The organism is Notoacmeibacter marinus (genome assembly GCF_002238045.1).
Lineage (GTDB): Bacteria > Pseudomonadota > Alphaproteobacteria > Rhizobiales > Rhizobiaceae > Notoacmeibacter > Notoacmeibacter marinus.
In genome coordinates this window covers 649,503-667,780 of sequence record NZ_NBYO01000003.1, presented here as the reverse complement: position 1 = coordinate 667,780, position 18,278 = coordinate 649,503, and the positions used below count along the sequence as shown (strand labels likewise).

Sequence of the window (18,278 nt, the reverse complement as noted above, 5' to 3'; positions counted from 1 at the left end):
AACACATTGCCGTTTTGCGGGAAGGCGTTACAACAGGATTATGACCACGCACCTTTACCACCATCCGATCTTTCAGGAACACTTGACCGGTCCGGGGCATCCCGAACGGCCGGACCGTCTGGCGGCCGTCGATCAGGCGCTGACCCACGAGGCGTTCCAGAATCTCATTCGGATCGAAGCGCCCATCGGGCCGGAAGAGGCGATACTGAGGGCCCATCCGGAAGTGCATCTGGAGGCCGTACGCGCGGCGATCCCACGCGATGGCAGCGAGGAACTCTACCGTTTCGACGAGGACACGGTGGCCAGCGCAAAGAGCTGGGAAGCGGCCATGCGGGCCGTCGGCGCCGGCGTTTCGGCGGTGGATGCGGTGATGAACGGCGAAATGGACAACTCCTTCATCGCGGCCCGCCCGCCCGGCCATCACGCCGAACGAACCAAGGCCATGGGGTTCTGCTTCTTCAACACGGCGGCCATCGCAGCATTACATGCTCTGGACAAGCATAGTGCTGGCCGTGTCGCCGTTATCGATTTCGACGTGCATCACGGCAACGGCACCCAGGACATCGCCTGGGACAATCCGAATTTCCTATATTGCTCGACCCATGAAATGCCGCTTTATCCTGGCACCGGCGCGAAGAATGAAACCGGCGCGCATGGCAATATCGTCAATGCGCCTCTGTCGGCTGGCGACGATGGCGATGCCTTTCGCGCCGCATTCAATGAGCGGGTGCTGCCGGCACTTGTCGATTTCAAACCCGATCTCATGATCATTTCGGCCGGGTTCGACGCCCATCACCGTGACCCGCTCTCCAACATCAATCTGGTGGAAGAGGATTTCGACTGGGCGACCGGCAAGTTGCTCGATGTGTCGGGAGCGGTCTGCGGCCATCGCGTGGTAAGCTTCCTCGAAGGCGGCTACGATCTGATCGGACTGGCGGCGGGCACCGCCACGCATATTCGCCGCATGATGGAGGGCTGAATGGTGGCGGAGGCCGAGCGTCCCCCAGTCGAGACACTGTCTTTCGAATCGGCGATGGCGGAACTGGAGAAGATCGTCACGGCGCTCGAGGAGGGCAATGTCGCGCTGGAGCGTTCCATTGCGCTCTACGAGCGCGGCGAGGCTTTGAAGGCGCGTTGCGACACGCTGTTGAAGAGTGCCGAGGACAAGGTCGAGAAGATCCGCCTGTCACGGGATGGCGAGCCGGTTGGTACGGAACCGCTCGATCCTAGATAGGCGTATCGCATTTATGATCAGCGGCAGCACGGATTTCCCCATGCAAACGGACTGCCCGACGCGATCTGCTACTTGATCGGCGCGGCCGTTCGGTGCACCCATCGGCCATGGGCTGGGTGGAACAACGCAAGAGACTGGATCAACTGCTTGTCGAACGCGGCATGTTCGATACGCGTTCGCGCGCACGCGACGCCATTCTGCGCGGCACGGTCCGGGTCGACGGTCGCCATGTCGAAAAGCCCGGCCAATCGGTCTCGACGGCCTGCGAGATCATGGTCGACGATCCGGCGCTGCGGTTCGTTTCGCGCGCGGCGCTGAAGCTCGACCACGCCATCGAATCCTTCGGGCTGAACGTACAGGGCGCAAAGGCGCTCGATGTAGGCGCGTCGACCGGCGGGTTCACGCAGGTCCTTCTGAATGAAGGGGCCGAACGTGTCGTTGCGCTCGATGTCGGACGTGATCAGCTCCATGAGAGCCTGCGCAACGATGCGCGCGTCACCGTCATGGAAGGGTTCAATGCGCGGGCGCTGACGGCGGACGATCTGCCCTACCGGCCCGATCTGATTGTCTCAGACGTCTCGTTCATCTCGCTGCGCCTGGCTCTGCCGCCAGCGCTCGAAATCGCGCCGTTCGGTGCGCGCTGCGTCCTGCTCGTCAAACCGCAATTCGAACTGTCGCCCGCGCAGATCGGCAAAGGGGGAATCGTGAAATCCGTCGCGGTCGCAGAGGCAGTGGCGCACGATATCCGCATGTGGCTGGATCGTCAGCGTGGCTGGCGTTCGCTAGGCGTCGTGCCGAGCCCGATTCTTGGTGGTGAGGGCAATCGCGAATTTCTGCTGGCCGGTGTGAGGAACACCGAGTGATAGCGATGTCCGCGACCCGCTGGTCGATCCATGATATGGGTGACAAAGGCGACGGACTTGCTCGCGACACTTCCGGCAACAGGGCCTTCATTCCCTTCACGCTACCCGGTGAGACAGTCAACGCTGCCGTGTCGAACGGGCGCGGCGAGCCCATTGCTATTCTTGAAAAGTCCGATGAGCGCGTTGCGCCGCCCTGTCCGCATTTTACCGATTGCGGCGGCTGCGCCCTGCAGCACTGGCAAAAGCCTGCCTATGAAAGCTGGAAACGGCAAAAACTGATCGATGTGTTGGCTGCGCGCGGCATCGAAGCTGAGGTCGGGCCTCTCGTCCCCTCGGCTGAACATGCGCGGCGGCGCGTGACGTTGAGCGCGCGGCGGACGGAAGCCGGCCTGCTCCTCGGCTACCATGCCGCGTTGTCGAACCGGATCGTCCCCATCGAAAGCTGCGTCATCGCGGATCGGGCGATTGTTGATGCCCTGCCGCATCTGCGGCAATTGGTATTATTGCTCGCGCAGGACAGCAAGCCGTTCTCCCTGGTGGTGACGGCATCGCGGACCGGTCTCGATATCGCCATTTCAGGCTTGCCGGCACTGTCGGGTGCCAGACGTCAGGCTGCTGCCGACTTTACGTTGAAAGCGCGATTCGCCCGGCTATCGGTTGACGGCGAAATCCTGATTGAGCCGCAAAAGCCGATTGTCGCCTTCGGTGCGGTCGAGGTTACGCCGCCGCCGGGCGGTTTCCTTCAGGCTACAACGGAAGCGGAAGAGACGATGGCAACCGTAGTCACCGAACATCTGCGCGGTGCAAAGAACGTGGCCGATCTCTTTGCGGGCTGCGGCACCTTTGCGCTACGCCTTGCGCGGTTCGCAACCGTTCATGCCGTGGAAGGCGACGCCCCGTCGCTCGCCGCGCTGGATCGGGGTTTCCGGTTCGGCGACAAATTGAAGCGCGTGACGACAGAAAAGCGCGATCTGTTCGAAAGGCCGCTCACATGGAAAGAACTGAAAGCCTTCGATGGCGTCGTTTTCGATCCGCCGCGCGCCGGCGCGGAGGCGCAGTGCCGGCAACTGGCGAAAAGCGATGTGCCGAAGGTCGCCGCGGTGTCGTGTAACCCCACCACACTGGCGCGCGATCTCGCCATACTGATCGAGGGCGGCTATCGGCTGAAATCCGTCATGCCGGTCGACCAGTTTCTATGGTCTCCTCACCTCGAGGCCGTCGCGCTTCTTGAAAAGCCTGGCAGGCCGCGCCGACGCTCGCTGCGTTAGAACCGGTACTGCCCCGACAGAACTTCGTCGACGAAAGTGGGGAGGAGTGTGCCGGCCTTGCCGTGCCGCGTGTCGGCGAAGTCGGAAACGCCGAGCGAGGGTTCCAGGTTGATCTCCACCGTATGAGCGCCATGCCGGTCTGCTTCCTGAACGAATTGCGCCGCCGGATAGACATTGCCGCTCGTACCGACGGAGAGAAAAAGGGTCGCAATCACGCAAGAGATCGTAGATCCGATCCATCTGGTAGGGCATCTCGCCGAACCATACGATATCGGGTCGCAACCGGCCGATCGCGCCGCATGACGCACATTCACTGTCGATAGAAAGATCGCCACGATGCAGGGCGGAGGCACCGCAGGCCGCGCAGAGCGATCGGTTCAATTCGCCGTGCATGTGAATGATGTTCTGCGAGCCAGCCCGTTCGTGCAGATCGTCGACATTCTGCGTGACGATGGTGACAGAACCGGCATGGCTTTGCTCCAGCCGGACAAGAGCATGATGAGCCGGGTTTGGCTTCACGCTGGGCAGTTGCGCCCGGCGTTGATTGTAGAACTTCTGGACGCGGCCGGGATGGGCGGCAAAGGCCTCGGGTGTCGCAACGTCCTCCAGTCGGACGCGGCTCCATATTCCGTTCCGATCGCGAAACGTGTTGACGCCGCTTTCGGCAGAAATCCCCGCGCCGGTCAGAATGACGATGTTGGAGGTGACAGCCATTCGGAACTCTTTGCGACTCGGGCGGAGATGAAGCGGGACAGCCATGCGCTGCCCCGCCTCAGAGATCAACCGCCTTGGCCGTCAGGCCACGCTGCGGCTCTGTTCTTCATGTTTGCCTTCGCAGAATTCTTCCACCGCCCTGGCGCAGAACGCATCCAGATCGTCCGGATTGCGCGAAGTGACGAGGCCCTCGTCGACGACCACCTCTTCATCGACCCAGTTTGCACCGGCATTGCGCAGATCGGTCTTGATGGAATGAAAGGACGTGACCTTGCGGCCCTTCAACACATCGGCCTCGGCAAGGGTCCACGGCGCATGGCAGATCGCCGCGACCGGCTTCTTCTGCTCGAAGAACGCCCGGATGAAGGCGACTGCAGTGTCGTCCGCGCGCAGCTTGTCGGCTCCCGCCGTGCCGCCCGGAATGATGAGCCCGTCGAAATCGTCTGCGGAAACATCGTTGAACGTTTTGTCGACCGCATAGTCTCCGCCGGGGTCGAGATCATTGTTGACGGTTTTCGCCGTGCCGCTTTTCAGGCCGATGACGGTTACATCGGCGCCTTCCGTTTCGACCACGTTTTTCGGCTGGACGAATTCCGGCTCTTCGGTGCCGCGCGGTGCGATGAGGATGGCGATTTTCTTGCCTTGCAGTTTCATGAATGTCTCCCTTAGAGATTTGGGATGACAAACGTCGAGGGACGGAGCGCGTTCCGCTACCACGACGCCTCTGTGGTGAACGCTGCGGCAACCGTTTCTGCTCAGGCGGCCTTCGCTTCGGTCCCGCCAATGGTCATGTCGCGCATCAGAAGATGCGGCTGCCCAACGCCGACGGGCACGCCCTGTCCGGCCTTGCCGCACATGCCGATGCCACGGTCGAGCTTGGAATCATTGCCGATTATGTCGATTCGCCGCATCGCTTCCGGGCCGTTGCCGATCAACATGGCGCCACGAACCGGATAGGTGACCTTCCCGTCTTCGATCCGGTAGGCTTCGGTACAGCCGAAGACGAACTTGCCGGACGTGATGTCGACCTGTCCGCCGCCGAAGGAGACCGCATAAATGCCGTCCTTGACCGAGGCGATGATCTCCGCCGGATCGTGTTCGCCGCTTTCCATGATCGTATTTGTCATGCGCGGCATGGGCGAATGGGCGTAGCTTTCGCGCCGTCCATTGCCCGTCGATCCCCCCTTCATCAGCCGACCGTTCAGCCGGTCCTGCATATAGCCGACGAGAATACCGTCCTCGATCAACACCGTACGCTGGGTCGGCGTGCCTTCATCATCCACGGTGAGCGAGCCGCGCCGCTCCGCGATCGAACCGTCATCCACCACGGTTACACCGGGTGCAGCGACACGCTGGCCCATCAGGTCGGAAAAGGCGCTGGTCTTCTTGCGGTTAAAATCGCCTTCGAGGCCGTGGCCGACTGCCTCGTGCAGCATGACGCCGGGCCAGCCTGCGCCGAGCACCACGTCGAAACTGCCAGCGGGCGCCGGCCGCGCTTCCAGATTGACGAGGGCCTGCCGAAGCGCGTCTTCGGCGGTCGCCTGCCAGCTCTGTTCGGCAATGAAGTCGCCGAAGCCGGAGCGCCCCCCCATCCCGGCGCTTCCGGTCTCCTGCCGGTCGCCTTCGCCAACGATTACCGAAATGTTGACGCGCACCAGCGGACGCACATCGCGAACGAGCCGTCCGTCGGCGCGCAGGATTTCCACATGCTGCCAGGAGCCGACAAGCGAGGCGCTGACCTGACGGACCCGGGGATCACGGTTTCGCAGATAAGCGTCGATAGTCTGCAGAAGCTGCGCTTTTTTATCGAAGCTTGGCGAGAGGATCGGATTGGTATCGCCATAGAGCCTCTTGTTGGTGCCGGCTGGCGCGTCGGCCATTGTGCCGGAATGGCCGGCGGTCACGGCTTTGACCGCGGAGGCCGCATGTCGCAGGCTGCGGGCGGACAGGTCGGAGGAGTGGGCGTAGCCGGTCGCTTCGCCGGCAACCGCGCGCAGGCCGAAGCCACGATCTGTGGAAAAACTGCCGGTCTTCAGCTTGCCGTCGTCGAAGGCGAGCGCTTCGCTTTCGGTATATTCGATGAAAAGCTCGCCATCGTCGCCCTGGCCCACGGCGTCGGCCACGATGGTGCGGACCTCCTCCGGCGAAACATCGAACTGTTCGACCAGGCTGTCGGTCATGCGGCTGTTCCTCTATGGCTCGATCGGGCGCGTGAGAAACCATATAGGAACGCGCACCCGCTCCGTCACCACCGGTTGCGAAGGTCGAAATCGATCAGTTGGACTGGCCGAGCGCCTCATAGGCCTTGGCGAAATTGCCCAGCTCGATCGGAACGCCGATGCCCTCTTCGGGCGTCTTGAAGACCACGAAGGTCGCGTTCTTGCCGTTCTTCATCGTTTCCAGAAGCTGCTCGTTCAGAACGACCTGCGCATAGCAACCATCGGCCAGGCACGAGGTGAACTGCGCATTGCCGATATTCTGTTCGTCCACCAGAAGGCCAAGGCCGTTGGGCAGGACCACGCCGAGCGGCACGACCACACGAAGCAGTTCCGCCTTGCCATCCGCCGTTCGCAGAACGATGGCCGAAAGACCGATATCGGCCTCTTCGTCCAGCACCAGCTGGATGATCGCGCACTGCTCGGACGATGCGCCGGCAGGCGTATCGCAAACGAGCTTCCATTCGCCGAATGTTTCCTTGACCACACCGTCCTGCGCCTGGGCTGGCGTCGATGTTCCGAAGGCGAAAAGGCAGAAGAGCGCTGCAAAAGCGGTCTGGAACCGGCAGAGGGAAAGCTTCACGGGTCGATCTCCGAACGATTCGTCTTGACGCCAACATGGCGCGTTCGTTGACATTTTGCCAGCCAAAGGGCGGCGATGTCCTTCCCCTGTCACCGCAATACGTCCAAAAGGAGGAGGCATTTTCGTGCTACCGGCCCTTTTCGAACGCGGCCCGGCGCATTAGAAGAAGGTTATTCTTACTGCCCCGTAGGATCGGGTCTTGCGACCAAACTGTATGTTGCACACTCGCATGGAGTGTGGTTTGAGAACGCGGATCACAGGCGGCGTTGACGCGTAGCGCAGGCCGCCATCGGGGCAATCCGATCGAGGAGACGGTACGGCGATGAAGAGAATCTCTGCCAGCCTTTTGACTATTTTGCTTGGCGGCGGTGCGGCCCATGCGGCGAAACCGGAGCCGTGGCAGTTCACACTGCAACCGGCGGCAACGCCCATTATGGAACAAATCATCTGGTTTGAGACCTATACGTTCTGGTTCATCATTCCGATCGTCCTGTTCGTTCTGGCTCTGTTGCTTTATGTCGCGTTCCGCTTCCGCGAGAGCGCCAACAAGACGCCTTCGCGCACCAGCCACAACACGGTGATCGAGGTGATCTGGACGGCTGCGCCGATTCTGATTCTCCTTCTTCTTGCGATTCCGTCCTTCAACTTGCTCACCGCGCAATACACACCGGACGAAGAGCCGGAACTGACGGTCAAGGCGACCGGCTACCAGTGGTACTGGGGGTACGAATACCAGCCTGCCGAGGGTGCTGAAGAAGGCGTCGAAGCAGTCTCCTACGATTCCATCATGCTGAAGGAAGGCGATCGCGAATCTGCCGGCAAGACGGATATGAACGAGTATCCCCGCCTTCTGGCCGTCGACAACGAGATGGTGGTTCCGGTCGATACGACCGTTCGGCTGCTCGTAACGGGTGCTGACGTGATCCATGCCTTCGCCATGCCGGCTTTCGGCCTGAAGCATGACGGTGTTCCCGGCCGTATCAACGAGGCCTGGTTCCGCGCCGAGAAGGAAGGCATCTATTACGGCCAGTGCTCGGAGATTTGTGGCAAGGACCACGCCTATATGCCCATCGCGGTGCGTGTGGTCAGCAAGGACCAGTACAACACTTTCATTCAGTCAGCCGGATCGGACCTTCGGAACGCGTTCGGCGATCTGGTCGCTTCCATCGAAGCGGACAAGAACAAGAAACTCGCCGACGCAACCGCCGGCGCCACCACGACGATGACGGAGTAAACGACGATGTCGACCGTAGCGGCGCACGACGCGCATCACGACCATAAGCCATCCTTCTTCAAGCGTTGGTTCTTTTCGACCAACCATAAGGACATCGGTATCCTTTATCTGTTCTTTGCATTGATCTCGGGCTTCATTGCGGTGGCGCTTTCGATCTTCATGCGCATGGAGCTTCAGGAGCCGGGCATCCAGATCTTCGATGGTCTCGCCTCGATCATCTATGGCTTCACCGGCGAAGCCGCCATCGATGGCGGCAAGCAGATGTACAATGTGTTCGTCACCATGCACGCCGTGCTCATGATGTTCCTCGTTGTCATCCCGGCCCTGTTCGGCGGTTTCGGCAACTATATGATGCCGATCATGATCGGTGCGCCGGACATGGCGTTTCCGCGTATGAACAACATTTCCTTCTGGCTGCTTCCCGTGGCGCTCATCCTCGGCCTGATCGGCATGTTCATGCCGGGCAATGCCGGTGGTTACGGGCCGGGCCAGGGCTGGACGGTCTATCCGCCGCTTTCGACCTCGGCAGCGCCCGGTCCGGCGATGGATTTCGTGATTCTGTCGCTGCATCTTTCCGGCGCCTCTTCGATCCTCGGCTCGATCAACTTCATCACCACGATCTTCAACATGCGCGCACCCGGCATGACGATGCACAAAATGCCGCTCTTCGCGTGGAGCCTTCTCGTCACGGCGTTTCTTCTGCTGTTGTCGCTTCCGGTTCTCGCCGGCGCGATCACCATGCTGCTGACGGACCGCAATTTCGGTACGGCGTTCTTCGCGCCGGAATATGGCGGCGATCCGATCCTGTTCCAGCACCTGTTCTGGTTCTTCGGTCATCCGGAAGTGTACATCCTGATCCTGCCGGCTTTCGGCATCGTCAGCCACGTCATCTCGACCTTCAGCAGGAAGCCCATCTTCGGCTATCTCGGCATGGCCTACGCCATGGTCGCCATCGGCGCGGTCGGTTTCATCGTGTGGGCGCACCACATGTACACCACCGGTATTTCGCTCAACACGCAGCGCTACTTCGTCTTCGCCACCATGGTGATCGCAGTGCCGACCGGCATCAAGATCTTCTCCTGGATCGCGACGATGTGGGGCGGCTCGATCCGGTTCACCACGCCGATGCTGTGGTCGATCGGCTTCGTCTTCCTGTTCACGGTCGGCGGCGTGACGGGCGTGCAGCTGGCCAATGCCGGCCTCGACCGCGCCTATCACGACACCTATTACGTGGTGGCGCACTTCCATTACGTGCTGAGCCTCGGCGCGGTTTTCGGCATCTTCGCAGGCTGGTACTACTGGTGGCCGAAGATCACCGGCACCATGTATAACGAGATCTATGGCAAGCTGCATTTCTGGATCATGTTCATTGGCGTGAACGTGACCTTCTTCCCGCAGCACTTCCTGGGTCTTGCCGGCATGCCGCGCCGCTATATCGACTATCCGGACGCCTATGCGGGCTGGAACTTCGTGTCGTCCATCGGCTCCTACATCTCGGTTGCGGCGATGGTCGTGTTCGCGATCGGTGCCATTGAGGCGCTGATGAAGAAGCGTCCGGCGTCTGCCAACCCGTGGGGCGAGGGCGCTACCACGCTGGAATGGCAGCTGTCGTCGCCGCCGCCCTTCCACCAGTGGGAAGAATTGCCGCGGGTCCGCTAACGGAAGAAAGCGTTCATGGCTGGTTTCGATATCGGTGAGAAATGGCCGTTCGCCTTGGCGGCCATTCTGATGGGCGCCACCTTCTTCATCCATCTCGTCGCGGGAGGGCGTCAGGCCGTCCGCCCGCTTCTCGCGGACAGCGGTACCGTGCCGCTCGATGCGAGAATGACGCTATATTACGCATGGCACGTCGTCAGCATCTGGCTCGCCTTTGCGACCTTGATCTTCTTTCTGGCGGCGTTCCGGCCGGAGTTCGAGGCGATCGCCTGGGCCAACGGCGTCATGGCCGCAGCCTTCGGCATTCTGGCGGTCGTGGTCACTGTTCTGAAGCGCCTGCCAGCGGCAATGCTGCCGCAATGGGTTCTGTTCTTGCCGGTCGCCGGACTGGCCATTTGGGGAGCGATCCGATGAGCGTGACGCCGACTGTCGATAGCACTGTTTCGGAAGCAACGCCGGGCGATTTCCTCGCATTGCTCAAGCCGCGTGTCATGAGCCTCGTCGTCTTCACCGCGCTGGTCGGTCTCGTCGTCGCGCCGGGCAGTATCGATCCCTTCACCGGCTTCATTTCGATTCTGTGCATCGCCATCGGTGCAGGTGCATCTGGCGCGTTGAACATGTGGTTCGATGCCGATATCGACGCTATCATGCGGCGGACTGCCAAGCGGCCAATTCCAGCCGGGCGCATCCAGCCGGGCGAAGCGCTTGCTTTCGGTCTCGTTCTCGCCGGCTTCTCGGTCGCCACGCTCGGCGTGATGGTCAACTGGCTGTCGGCGGCCATTCTGGCGTTCACGATCTTCTTTTACGCCGTGATCTATTCGATGTATCTGAAGCGTGCGACGCCGCAGAACATCGTTATCGGCGGGGCTGCGGGCTCTTTTCCGCCGTTGCTGGGCTGGGCCTGCGCAACGGGCACGGTCGGTATCGAACCGGTCATCCTTTTCCTGATCATCTTCATCTGGACGCCGCCGCATTTCTGGGCGCTGGCTCTTTTTGCCTGCAAGGATTACGGCGCAGCCGGCATCCCCATGATGCCGAATGTTGCCGGCGAAGCCTCCACAAAGCGGCAGATCTTCGGATACTCGCTGCTTCTGGCGCCGCTCGGCGTGGTTCCGGCGCTGCTTGGCTTTGCCAGCCCCGTCTACGGCGTCCTTGCTGCGATCCTCGGTCTGAACTTCCTGCGCCATGCCTGGAACACGCTGCGCATGGCCGATGGCGACGAGCAGATGACGCCGGCCAAGCGGCTGTTCGCGTTTTCGATCTTGTACCTGTTCGCCATCTTCGCCGGCTTGTTGATCGATCATATCGCCGCGCCCTTCTACCCTGTATTGGGAGGCTGACGATGGCCGACACGGACAAGGAGCCGGAGCGCATCCAGCTGACGCCGCAGCAACAGAAGGCGCGCCGCAAGCGGTCGATTGCAATCGCTCTGGTGCTGGGTGGGCTGGTTGTTCTCTTTTACGCCTATACGATTCGCTATTTCGGAGGGATCGGTCAGTGAGCGGGAAAAGCGGCGAGACCAAAAGGGCGAACTGGCGCAATGTCCGTACGGCCGGCATGGCCTTTTCGCTGGTGGCAGCCATGGGCGCGCTCTCCTACGCTGCCGTCCCCCTTTACGAGATTTTCTGCCAGGTGACGGGATTTGGCGGCACGACCCAGCGGGTCGATACGGCCTCGGATCGCGTCGTCGACCGTGCGATTACCGTCCGGTTCGATGCCAATGCACCGGGCGTACCCTGGGACTTCAGGCCCGCGGCGCCGGTGACTGTGCGTCTCGGCGAATCCGCCATCGTCAATTATACGGCGAAGAATTTGATCGATCAGCCCAGTTCCGGTCAGGCCAGCTTCAACGTAACGCCGGAGATGGCGGGCGCGTATTTTAACAAGATCGACTGTTTCTGCTTCACCGAGCAGACGCTTCAGCCGGGCGAGAAGGTTGATATGGGGATCACCTTTTACGTCGATCCTGACATTCTGGAGGTGCCGGAACTGGCCGACCTGCAGACCATAACCCTGTCCTACACCATGTTCCCACTTGACCGGGACAGCGATGCAGTGGCATCCGCTGAGAGGACGGATAATGTGACCACGCGCTCCATTGCGCGCGAGACAACCGGGGATTGATATGGCGGACGCCCACGCAAAGAAGCACGACTACCACATCATCGATCCGAGCCCCTGGCCGGTTCTGTCGGCGCTAGGCGCCCTTGTCATGGCCCTCGGCACGATTGCGTGGATGCGTTATGCGGCCGGCTCGCCCCTGCCGTTCCTCGGTTTGGACCTTGCCAATCCCTGGCTGTTCTTCATCGGCCTCGTACTGGTGCTCTACTGCATGTTCGGCTGGTGGGCCGATACGGTGAAGGAGAGCCATCAGGGCTTCCATACGCGCGTGGTGCAGCTGCATCTGCGTTACGGCATGATCATGTTCATCGCCTCCGAAGTGATGTTCTTCGTGGCTTGGTTCTGGGCATTCTTCGATGCCAGCCTTTTCCCGGGCGAAGCCGTTCAGGTCACGCGGTCCGAATATACGGGTGGCCAATGGCCGCCGGCGGGCATCGAGGTTGTCGACCCGCTCCATCTGCCGCTTTACAATACGGTTATTCTGCTGCTGTCCGGCACCACTGTCACCTGGGCGCACCACGCATTGATCCACAACGACCGCAAGGGGCTCATCTGGGGCCTGGCCCTGACCGTGGCGCTTGGTATTCTCTTCTCTGCCGTGCAGGTCTACGAATATGTCATCGCGCCGTTCGAGTTCAAAAACAGCATTTACGGCGCGACGTTCTTCATGGCGACGGGCTTTCATGGCTTCCACGTCTTTGTCGGCACGATTTTCCTGATTGTCTGTCTGATCCGGGCGATGCGCGGCCACTTTACCCCGCAGAAGCATTTCGGATTCGAGGCGGCCGCCTGGTATTGGCACTTCGTCGATGTGGTCTGGCTGTTCCTCTTCTTCTGCATCTATGTATGGGCCAGCTGGGGCGCTCCCATCGCCCATCACTAGGAACCGCTTGAACGCAGACCTATCTGAATATCGAAAAGGCGGGCTCGTCCCGCCTTTTTCTTTGCGTAAACGCGCGGACCAGTCGTGGAGGGTAGAGATGAGTTCTGTCCAGGATCGATCGCCAGTTCGGATGGGGCGCGCAGGTTTCGTTACCACTGGCATTCTCATCGCCGGCGCCTTCATCGTCCTGGTCGGACTTGGCACCTGGCAAATGAAGCGGCTGGCTTGGAAAGAAGGCCTGCTGGCGACGATCGATTCGCGTATCCACCAGCCGGCTTTGGCGCTTTCCGCCCTCGCCGACAAGGTTTCGAGCGCCGGCAGTGTCGAGTTCACCCCCGTCGAAGTCTCTGGGTCGTTCAAGGCCGGATCGGCCGTGTTCTACCTCGCAACTTTCGGGGGCCAGTCCGGCTGGTATGTCTACCAGCCGTTCACGCTGCAGCCCGGTCAGTGGCCGCAGGAGGGCGAGGATACGTTGCTCATCAATCGCGGTTTCATTCCGTACGACCGGCGGGACGACTACGCTGAAGGCAAAGGCGCACCGACCGGCATTATCTCCATCGAAGGCATCGCCCGCGAAATACCGGCGGAGAAACCGACTTCGCTCATGCCGGACAATGAGCCGGAGGATGGGTCGTTCTTCTGGAAGGACGGCGGCGCCATGGCCCGCGCGCTCGGTATCGAAACGGGCCGGATCGTCCCGCTTTTCGTCGATCTCGGCCGACCGGGCGAAGAGGGTATGCCCAGCACAACGCCTCGCCCTGGTGTCACGCAGGTCAATCTGCCGAACAATCATTTGTCCTACGCGCTGACATGGTATGGCCTCGCGGTGGTTCTGCTCGGCGTGGTCGCCTACGCGTTCTGGCAGTCTCGGCGAACTGTCCGCAACGCTTGACAGGGTAGGGCATGAAACCCCAGTTGAGGTTCAGCGCACCGCACCGGAATCGAGGATTTTCATGACCGTACGACCGAAGCTGACGCTCCGCCTCTGCGAGCCGCGCGGCTTTTGCGCCGGCGTCGACCGTGCCATTCAGATCGTCGTTCTGGCCATCAAGAAACATGGCGCTCCGGTCTATGTCCGTCATGAAATCGTGCACAACCGATACGTGGTCGAAGGGCTGCGCGACAGGGGCGCGATCTTCATCGAGGAACTGTCGGAGATCCCGCCAGAGCACCGCGACCGGCCCGTCGTCTTCTCGGCTCATGGCGTGCCGAAAAGTGTGCCGGCCGACGCGCGGGAGCGTAACCTTTTTTATCTCGACGCCACCTGTCCGCTTGTCTCAAAGGTTCACAAACAGGCGATGCGCCATCGCCGTCTCGGCCGCCATGTGCTGCTGATCGGTCATGCCGGCCATCCCGAAGTGATCGGCACGATGGGACAGTTGCCGGAGGGCGAGGTAACGCTCGTCGAGACCGAAGAGGATGCCGACGCGCTGACTTTCAGCGACGAGATCGCGCTCGGCTTCGTTACCCAAACGACCCTGTCCGTAGACGATACGGCAGGCATCATCGCCCGCCTGGAGCAACGTTTTCCGCAGATGCAGGCACCTGCTGCCGAGAGCATCTGCTATGCGACCACCAATCGGCAGGATGCGGTGAAGCAGGCCGCCGAGGGCTGCGATCTGTTTCTGATCGTCGGTGCGCCGAACTCCTCCAATTCGCGCCGGCTGGTTGAGGTGGCGGAGCGCAGCGGCGCAAAACTGGCCAAACTGGTTCAGCAGGCCGATGAAATCGAATGGTGGGATCGGCTGGGCGATGGCGCACTGGTAGGCCTCTCGGCAGGAGCATCGGCACCGGAGATCATCGTCGATGCGATTATCGAAGCGTTCCGCGAACGCTTTGACGTCACCGTCGATATTGCGCTTGCAATGGAAGAGAACGAAACCTTCCCGGTCATGCGGGCGCTGCGCGACGTCGAACTGACGCCTGCGGACATGGCTTTCGTCAACGGTACGGCCTGAACGGTCCATGGCGGTTTATACGGACATCACGGAAGGCCAGTTGCGCGCCTTCCTGTCGGATTATGATCTTGGCGAACTGCTCTCCTATCGTGGCATCGCGGAAGGCGTGGAGAATTCCAACTTCATTGTGCATCTCGATGGCGGCGAATTCATCCTGACGCTTTACGAGAAGCGGGTGAACGAACGGGAACTACCCTTCTTCGTCGGATTGATGGATCATCTGGCCGGAAAGGGTTTTTCCTGTCCGCGGCCGGTTCAGCGGCGCGATGGCGGCGCGATCGGCCATCTTGCGGGTCGTCCCGCTGCAATGGTGACGTTTCTGGAAGGCGTCTGGCCGCGCGAGCCATTGCCCGCCCATTGCGAAGGCGTCGGCGAAGCCCTGGCGCGCATGCATTGCGATGTCGGCGACTTTGCCGGTCGGCGCCGCAACGGCCTGTCGCTCTGCGACTGGCGGCCGCTGTTCGAACAGGTCGGCGAGCGGGCCGATGACGTGATTGCGGGTCTCGCGGCGGAGAGCCGGGCCATGCTGGACCGGCTCGAAGAGGAATGGCCGCAGGATCTGCCCTCCGGCGTCATTCATGCCGATGCCTTCCCCGACAATGTGTTCTTTCTCGGCGACCGGTTCTCCGGGATGATCGACTTCTACTTCGCCTGCAACGACCTGTTCGCCTACGACGTGGCCATCGCGCTGAACGCCTGGTGCTTCGATGCCGATCACCGTTTCGATCGCCAGAAGGGCGCGGCCCTGCTGGCTGGCTATCAGCGTGCGCGAGCCCTGTCCGATGCGGAAAAGGCGGCGCTGCCCGCGCTGTGCCGCGGTGCTGCCACACGCTTCATGCTGACGCGCCTTTACGACTGGATCCATACGCCGGACGGCGCGACCGTGACGAAAAAGGACCCCGCTCAGCCGCTGGCCTGGATGCGCCATCATGCCGGCGTTTCCGATCCGGGCGCTTACGGACTTTCCGAATGAAGCACGTGGAAATCTTCACCGACGGCGCCTGTTCGGGCAATCCCGGACCGGGGGGCTGGGGCGCGATCCTTCGCCATGGCAAGGCGGAGAAGGAACTGTCGGGCGGCGAAGCGCAGACGACCAATAATCGCATGGAGCTGACCGCCGCGATCGAGGCGCTGGGCGCGCTGAAGGGATCGTGCCGGGTCGATCTGCACACCGACAGCGTCTATGTGCGCGACGGCATCCGCCGTTGGATCGATGGCTGGAAGCGGAACGGCTGGAAGACCGCCGCGAAGAAGCCGGTCAAGAACGAGGAGTTATGGCGGGCGCTGGACGAGGTCCGCTCCCGCCATGATGTCACGTGGCACTGGGTCAAGGGCCACGCCGGCCACCCCGAGAACGAACGCGCCGACGAACTGGCGCGCAAGGGGATGGAGCCCTTCAAGAAGAAGGGCTGATCCGGAGTTTCTCAGAGCTTTGCGAGAAGTGCATCCGCATCTGTCAGCCCGCTTTCGCCGGGGCTATCCTCCACCAGCAGTTCTTCCAGCACATTGTTCTTCACCAGCATGCAGAAGCGCTTGGATCGAAGGCCGCCGAGGCCCGGCATGTCCATGTCGAGACCGAGCGACTTGATATATTCGCCCTGCGGATCGGCCAGGTAGGTTACCTTGCCTTCGCCGCCGGTCGCATCGCGCCAGGCTTTGACAACGAACGGATCATTGACGGAAACGACGGCGATCTCGTCGATGCCCTTGGCGCGCAACGCATCGTTCTTTTCGATGAAGGTCGGCAAGTGGTTGAGCGAACAGGTCGGCGTGAAAGCACCCGGCACCCCGATCAGAACAGCGGTCTTGTCCTGAAACAGCGCGTCGGTGGCGATCTTCTGCGGGCCATCCGGCCCGGGCGTCATGAATGAACCGAATGGCAGTCTCTGGCCCTGGGCGATTGTCATCGTCATTTCCTTTTCGAAGGCGGCAGAAAGTGCCGCCCGGCGGGAAAGCTAGAGCGGTCACCCCGAAAACAAGGCTTTCATTTCAGATGGGGAAGTGGCGCTTCGCCCTGATAGCTGCCTGTAGCCAGGCTGAGCAGAAGGCCGAGATTGCCATCTTCGATCGCACTCTTCTGCTTCAGAATCGGAACCTGGAACTGCAGCTTCCCTTCGCCATAGTCCGAGGCCGACGATGGCGTGGCAAGGCGCAGTCCGCGCGGTGTGGATGCAACGAAAAGTTCCGCCCCCTCGGCGCCCTTCAGCTCGTTTCCTTCGAAGGTCACCGTCAGCGTATCTCCGTGCTGTTCGATCGTCGGCGCTACGCCGCCGGGCGAAAAGGCCGCTGGCAGTTCGCCTGCCTCACGCATCCGCTCGGTCGCGGTCGCAACTGTCGGCTCGTCGGTTGGCGGTGCGGTAAGGTCGAGCTTCACCGGAATGCAGATTTCGCGGCAGATACCGAGAAACGCCGAGGCTTGGAGCCGGGCAGGGGGCGACGAGGCGGAGACCGGATAGGTCATCGAGATATAGGTCCGGTCCGTGTAGCCGGCCCATACGGTGTTCGGGTCGCGGAACCGGGTCGGGGCCGGCATGGTAAGATCCGGTTCGATGGTCTGGCCACCGGTCTGCAGGGTAATGGAAGGCGGCACGCCACCGTCGCCTGGCTCAAGCCAGTAGGTTTTCCAGCCGGCTTGCAGTTCGATTTCGAGCCAGGCCTGACCGGTGGCTTCGTTGACGTTGGTATCGGAAAGAAGGCGCGCGCGGCCCCCATCGAACTCGGCCCATGGGCCAACGCCGGCCATTGCGCCCGTAACGAAAACAACGCTTGCTACAAGCCCGATCGTAGAGGCGCTGAAGCTGGCCCGCATTTGTCACTCCATTGCTTTCATATCGGCCTTGAACGGCCAGCATACCGAGAATATGGGCCGCATCGGGGCATGGTTCCATGACAATGTTTCGCTTTACAGCGATCAATCTCCCGCTAGGCTGGACCAGTTGAAGGATTGGAACGATGCGCGGTTTTCTTGAAGGAAAATGCCTGATCGCAATGCCAGACATGCCGGATGAGCGCTTTGCGCGTGCGGTGATACTGCTGTGCGCCCATTCCGACGAAGGCGCTATGGGTATCGTTATCAATCGGGGCCAGGAACTGGGTTTCGCCGATCTCCTGATGCAGATCGGCCTTCTGGACGAAGACGAGCCGATTCACCTGCCGCGCGAGGCGCGTGAAATGATCGTGCGCGATGGCGGCCCGGTCGATCGCAGCCGCGGCTTCGTTTTGCACAGCGACGACTACGCCCTGTCGTCTTCGCTCGATGTTTCGGACGGCCTGCGCCTGACCGCGACGGTCGATATTCTTCGCGCCATCAGTGATGGATCGGGGCCGCAAAAGGCGATCATGGCGCTCGGCTATGCTGGTTGGGACGCCGGGCAGCTCGAAGAGGAAATCGCCCAGAATGGCTGGCTCGTTGCCGATGCGCCTTCGGACCTGATTTTCGACAGCCCCCTCGATGACATATGGCCGGGCGCGCTCAACCTCCTCGGCATCAATCCGGTCAATCTCAGTACGGTCGCGGGAAACGCCTGAAGCGGTTTTCCCGTGCCGTG

At 61.4% G+C, this 18,278-nt stretch carries 22 protein-coding genes and 1 pseudogene; 16 read left to right on the top strand and 7 right to left on the bottom strand.

The window, feature by feature from the left end; all coding sequences use genetic code 11:
* Nucleotides 1-40 precede the first annotated feature (40 nt).
* From B7H23_RS15560 to B7H23_RS15545, 4 genes are all read left to right on the top strand, one after another.
* Entirely contained in the window at nucleotides 41-979 is a 939-nt protein-coding gene (locus B7H23_RS15560) for a histone deacetylase family protein (RefSeq protein WP_094078325.1), read from the top strand.
* Complete coding sequence (locus B7H23_RS15555) at nucleotides 980-1,234, top strand: exodeoxyribonuclease VII small subunit (protein ID WP_094078324.1); 255 nt, start codon at nucleotides 980-982, stop codon at nucleotides 1,232-1,234.
* A 116-nt stretch (nucleotides 1,235-1,350) separates the two neighbouring features.
* The gene (locus B7H23_RS15550) at nucleotides 1,351-2,097 is read left to right on the top strand and encodes a TlyA family RNA methyltransferase (protein WP_276295150.1); all 747 of its coding nucleotides are present in this window, start codon (nucleotides 1,351-1,353) and stop codon (nucleotides 2,095-2,097) included.
* A 5-nt stretch (nucleotides 2,098-2,102) separates the two neighbouring features.
* Nucleotides 2,103-3,365, top strand: coding sequence for a class I SAM-dependent RNA methyltransferase (locus tag B7H23_RS15545; RefSeq protein WP_094078322.1), 1,263 nt, complete (start codon nucleotides 2,103-2,105; stop codon nucleotides 3,363-3,365).
* Here the strand turns inward: B7H23_RS15545 and B7H23_RS16295 are convergent.
* The 5 genes and pseudogenes from B7H23_RS16295 to B7H23_RS15525 form a co-directional block, all read right to left on the bottom strand.
* On the bottom strand, nucleotides 3,362-3,580 hold the full coding sequence (locus B7H23_RS16295) for an SIR2 family protein (RefSeq protein ID WP_338044361.1): 219 nt from the start codon (nucleotides 3,578-3,580) through the stop codon (nucleotides 3,362-3,364). The two genes, B7H23_RS15545 and B7H23_RS16295, sit on opposite strands and share 4 nt — an antisense overlap.
* A 46-nt stretch (nucleotides 3,581-3,626) precedes the next feature.
* Nucleotides 3,627-4,079 (bottom strand): annotated as a pseudogene (locus B7H23_RS16290) (Sir2 family NAD-dependent protein deacetylase); the annotation flags it as partial.
* Nucleotides 4,080-4,160: 81 nt separating this feature from the next.
* Entirely contained in the window at nucleotides 4,161-4,733 is a 573-nt protein-coding gene (locus B7H23_RS15535; protein WP_094078321.1) for a type 1 glutamine amidotransferase domain-containing protein, read from the bottom strand.
* A gap of 101 nt (nucleotides 4,734-4,834) precedes the next feature.
* A complete protein-coding gene (gene tldD / locus B7H23_RS15530) occupies nucleotides 4,835-6,259 on the bottom strand; it encodes a metalloprotease TldD (RefSeq protein WP_094078320.1) in 1,425 nt (474 codons plus the stop codon).
* 94 nt (nucleotides 6,260-6,353) lie between these two features.
* Nucleotides 6,354-6,878 (bottom strand): invasion associated locus B family protein, encoded by a 525-nt coding sequence (locus B7H23_RS15525; protein WP_240535140.1) that lies wholly within the window; start codon nucleotides 6,876-6,878, stop codon nucleotides 6,354-6,356.
* Nucleotides 6,879-7,200: 322 nt separating this feature from the next.
* On the opposite strand from B7H23_RS15525, the gene coxB reads away from it, so the two are divergent.
* From coxB to rnhA, 11 genes are all read left to right on the top strand, one after another.
* Nucleotides 7,201-8,112, top strand: coding sequence for a cytochrome c oxidase subunit II (gene coxB, locus B7H23_RS15520; protein WP_094078318.1), 912 nt, complete (start codon nucleotides 7,201-7,203; stop codon nucleotides 8,110-8,112).
* Nucleotides 8,113-8,118: 6 nt separating this feature from the next.
* Nucleotides 8,119-9,771: a cytochrome c oxidase subunit I gene (ctaD, locus tag B7H23_RS15515; RefSeq protein WP_094078317.1), complete on the top strand. Its 1,653-nt coding sequence runs from the start codon at nucleotides 8,119-8,121 to the stop codon at nucleotides 9,769-9,771.
* Between the two features lie 15 nt (nucleotides 9,772-9,786).
* Complete coding sequence (locus B7H23_RS15510) at nucleotides 9,787-10,182, top strand: hypothetical protein (protein ID WP_094078316.1); 396 nt, start codon at nucleotides 9,787-9,789, stop codon at nucleotides 10,180-10,182.
* Nucleotides 10,179-11,108: a heme o synthase gene (locus tag B7H23_RS15505; protein ID WP_094078315.1), complete on the top strand. Its 930-nt coding sequence runs from the start codon at nucleotides 10,179-10,181 to the stop codon at nucleotides 11,106-11,108. Before B7H23_RS15510 ends, B7H23_RS15505 begins: the two co-directional genes overlap by 4 nt.
* 2 nt (nucleotides 11,109-11,110) lie before the next feature.
* A complete protein-coding gene (locus B7H23_RS16115; RefSeq protein WP_173861924.1) occupies nucleotides 11,111-11,269 on the top strand; it encodes a hypothetical protein in 159 nt (52 codons plus the stop codon).
* Nucleotides 11,266-11,892, top strand: coding sequence for a cytochrome c oxidase assembly protein (locus tag B7H23_RS15500; RefSeq protein ID WP_094078314.1), 627 nt, complete (start codon nucleotides 11,266-11,268; stop codon nucleotides 11,890-11,892). The genes B7H23_RS16115 and B7H23_RS15500 overlap by 4 nt, the downstream gene beginning before the upstream one ends.
* Nucleotide 11,893: 1 nt before the next feature.
* Entirely contained in the window at nucleotides 11,894-12,772 is an 879-nt protein-coding gene (locus B7H23_RS15495; RefSeq protein WP_094078313.1) for a cytochrome c oxidase subunit 3, read from the top strand.
* A 97-nt stretch (nucleotides 12,773-12,869) separates the two neighbouring features.
* Nucleotides 12,870-13,664 (top strand): SURF1 family protein, encoded by a 795-nt coding sequence (locus B7H23_RS15490; protein WP_158215854.1) that lies wholly within the window; start codon nucleotides 12,870-12,872, stop codon nucleotides 13,662-13,664.
* Between the two features lie 61 nt (nucleotides 13,665-13,725).
* A complete protein-coding gene (gene ispH, locus B7H23_RS15485; protein ID WP_094078311.1) occupies nucleotides 13,726-14,730 on the top strand; it encodes a 4-hydroxy-3-methylbut-2-enyl diphosphate reductase in 1,005 nt (334 codons plus the stop codon).
* A 7-nt stretch (nucleotides 14,731-14,737) separates the two neighbouring features.
* Nucleotides 14,738-15,703, top strand: coding sequence for a homoserine kinase (locus tag B7H23_RS15480; protein WP_094078310.1), 966 nt, complete (start codon nucleotides 14,738-14,740; stop codon nucleotides 15,701-15,703).
* Nucleotides 15,700-16,143 carry a ribonuclease HI gene (rnhA, locus tag B7H23_RS15475; protein ID WP_094078309.1) on the top strand — a complete coding sequence of 148 codons (444 nt, stop codon included), beginning with the start codon at nucleotides 15,700-15,702 and terminating at the stop codon, nucleotides 16,141-16,143. Before B7H23_RS15480 ends, rnhA begins: the two co-directional genes overlap by 4 nt.
* An 11-nt stretch (nucleotides 16,144-16,154) precedes the next feature.
* Here rnhA and B7H23_RS15470 read toward each other — a convergent pair whose 3' ends face one another.
* Entirely contained in the window at nucleotides 16,155-16,637 is a 483-nt protein-coding gene (locus B7H23_RS15470; protein ID WP_094078452.1) for a peroxiredoxin, read from the bottom strand.
* 77 nt (nucleotides 16,638-16,714) lie between these two features.
* Nucleotides 16,715-17,539, bottom strand: coding sequence for a protein-disulfide reductase DsbD domain-containing protein (locus B7H23_RS15465; protein WP_094078308.1), 825 nt, complete (start codon nucleotides 17,537-17,539; stop codon nucleotides 16,715-16,717).
* Between the two features lie 143 nt (nucleotides 17,540-17,682).
* Here B7H23_RS15465 and B7H23_RS15460 point away from each other — a divergent pair, with 143 nt between their 5' ends.
* Nucleotides 17,683-18,258, top strand: coding sequence for a YqgE/AlgH family protein (locus B7H23_RS15460; protein WP_094078307.1), 576 nt, complete (start codon nucleotides 17,683-17,685; stop codon nucleotides 18,256-18,258).
* Nucleotides 18,259-18,278: the final 20 nt, after the last annotated feature.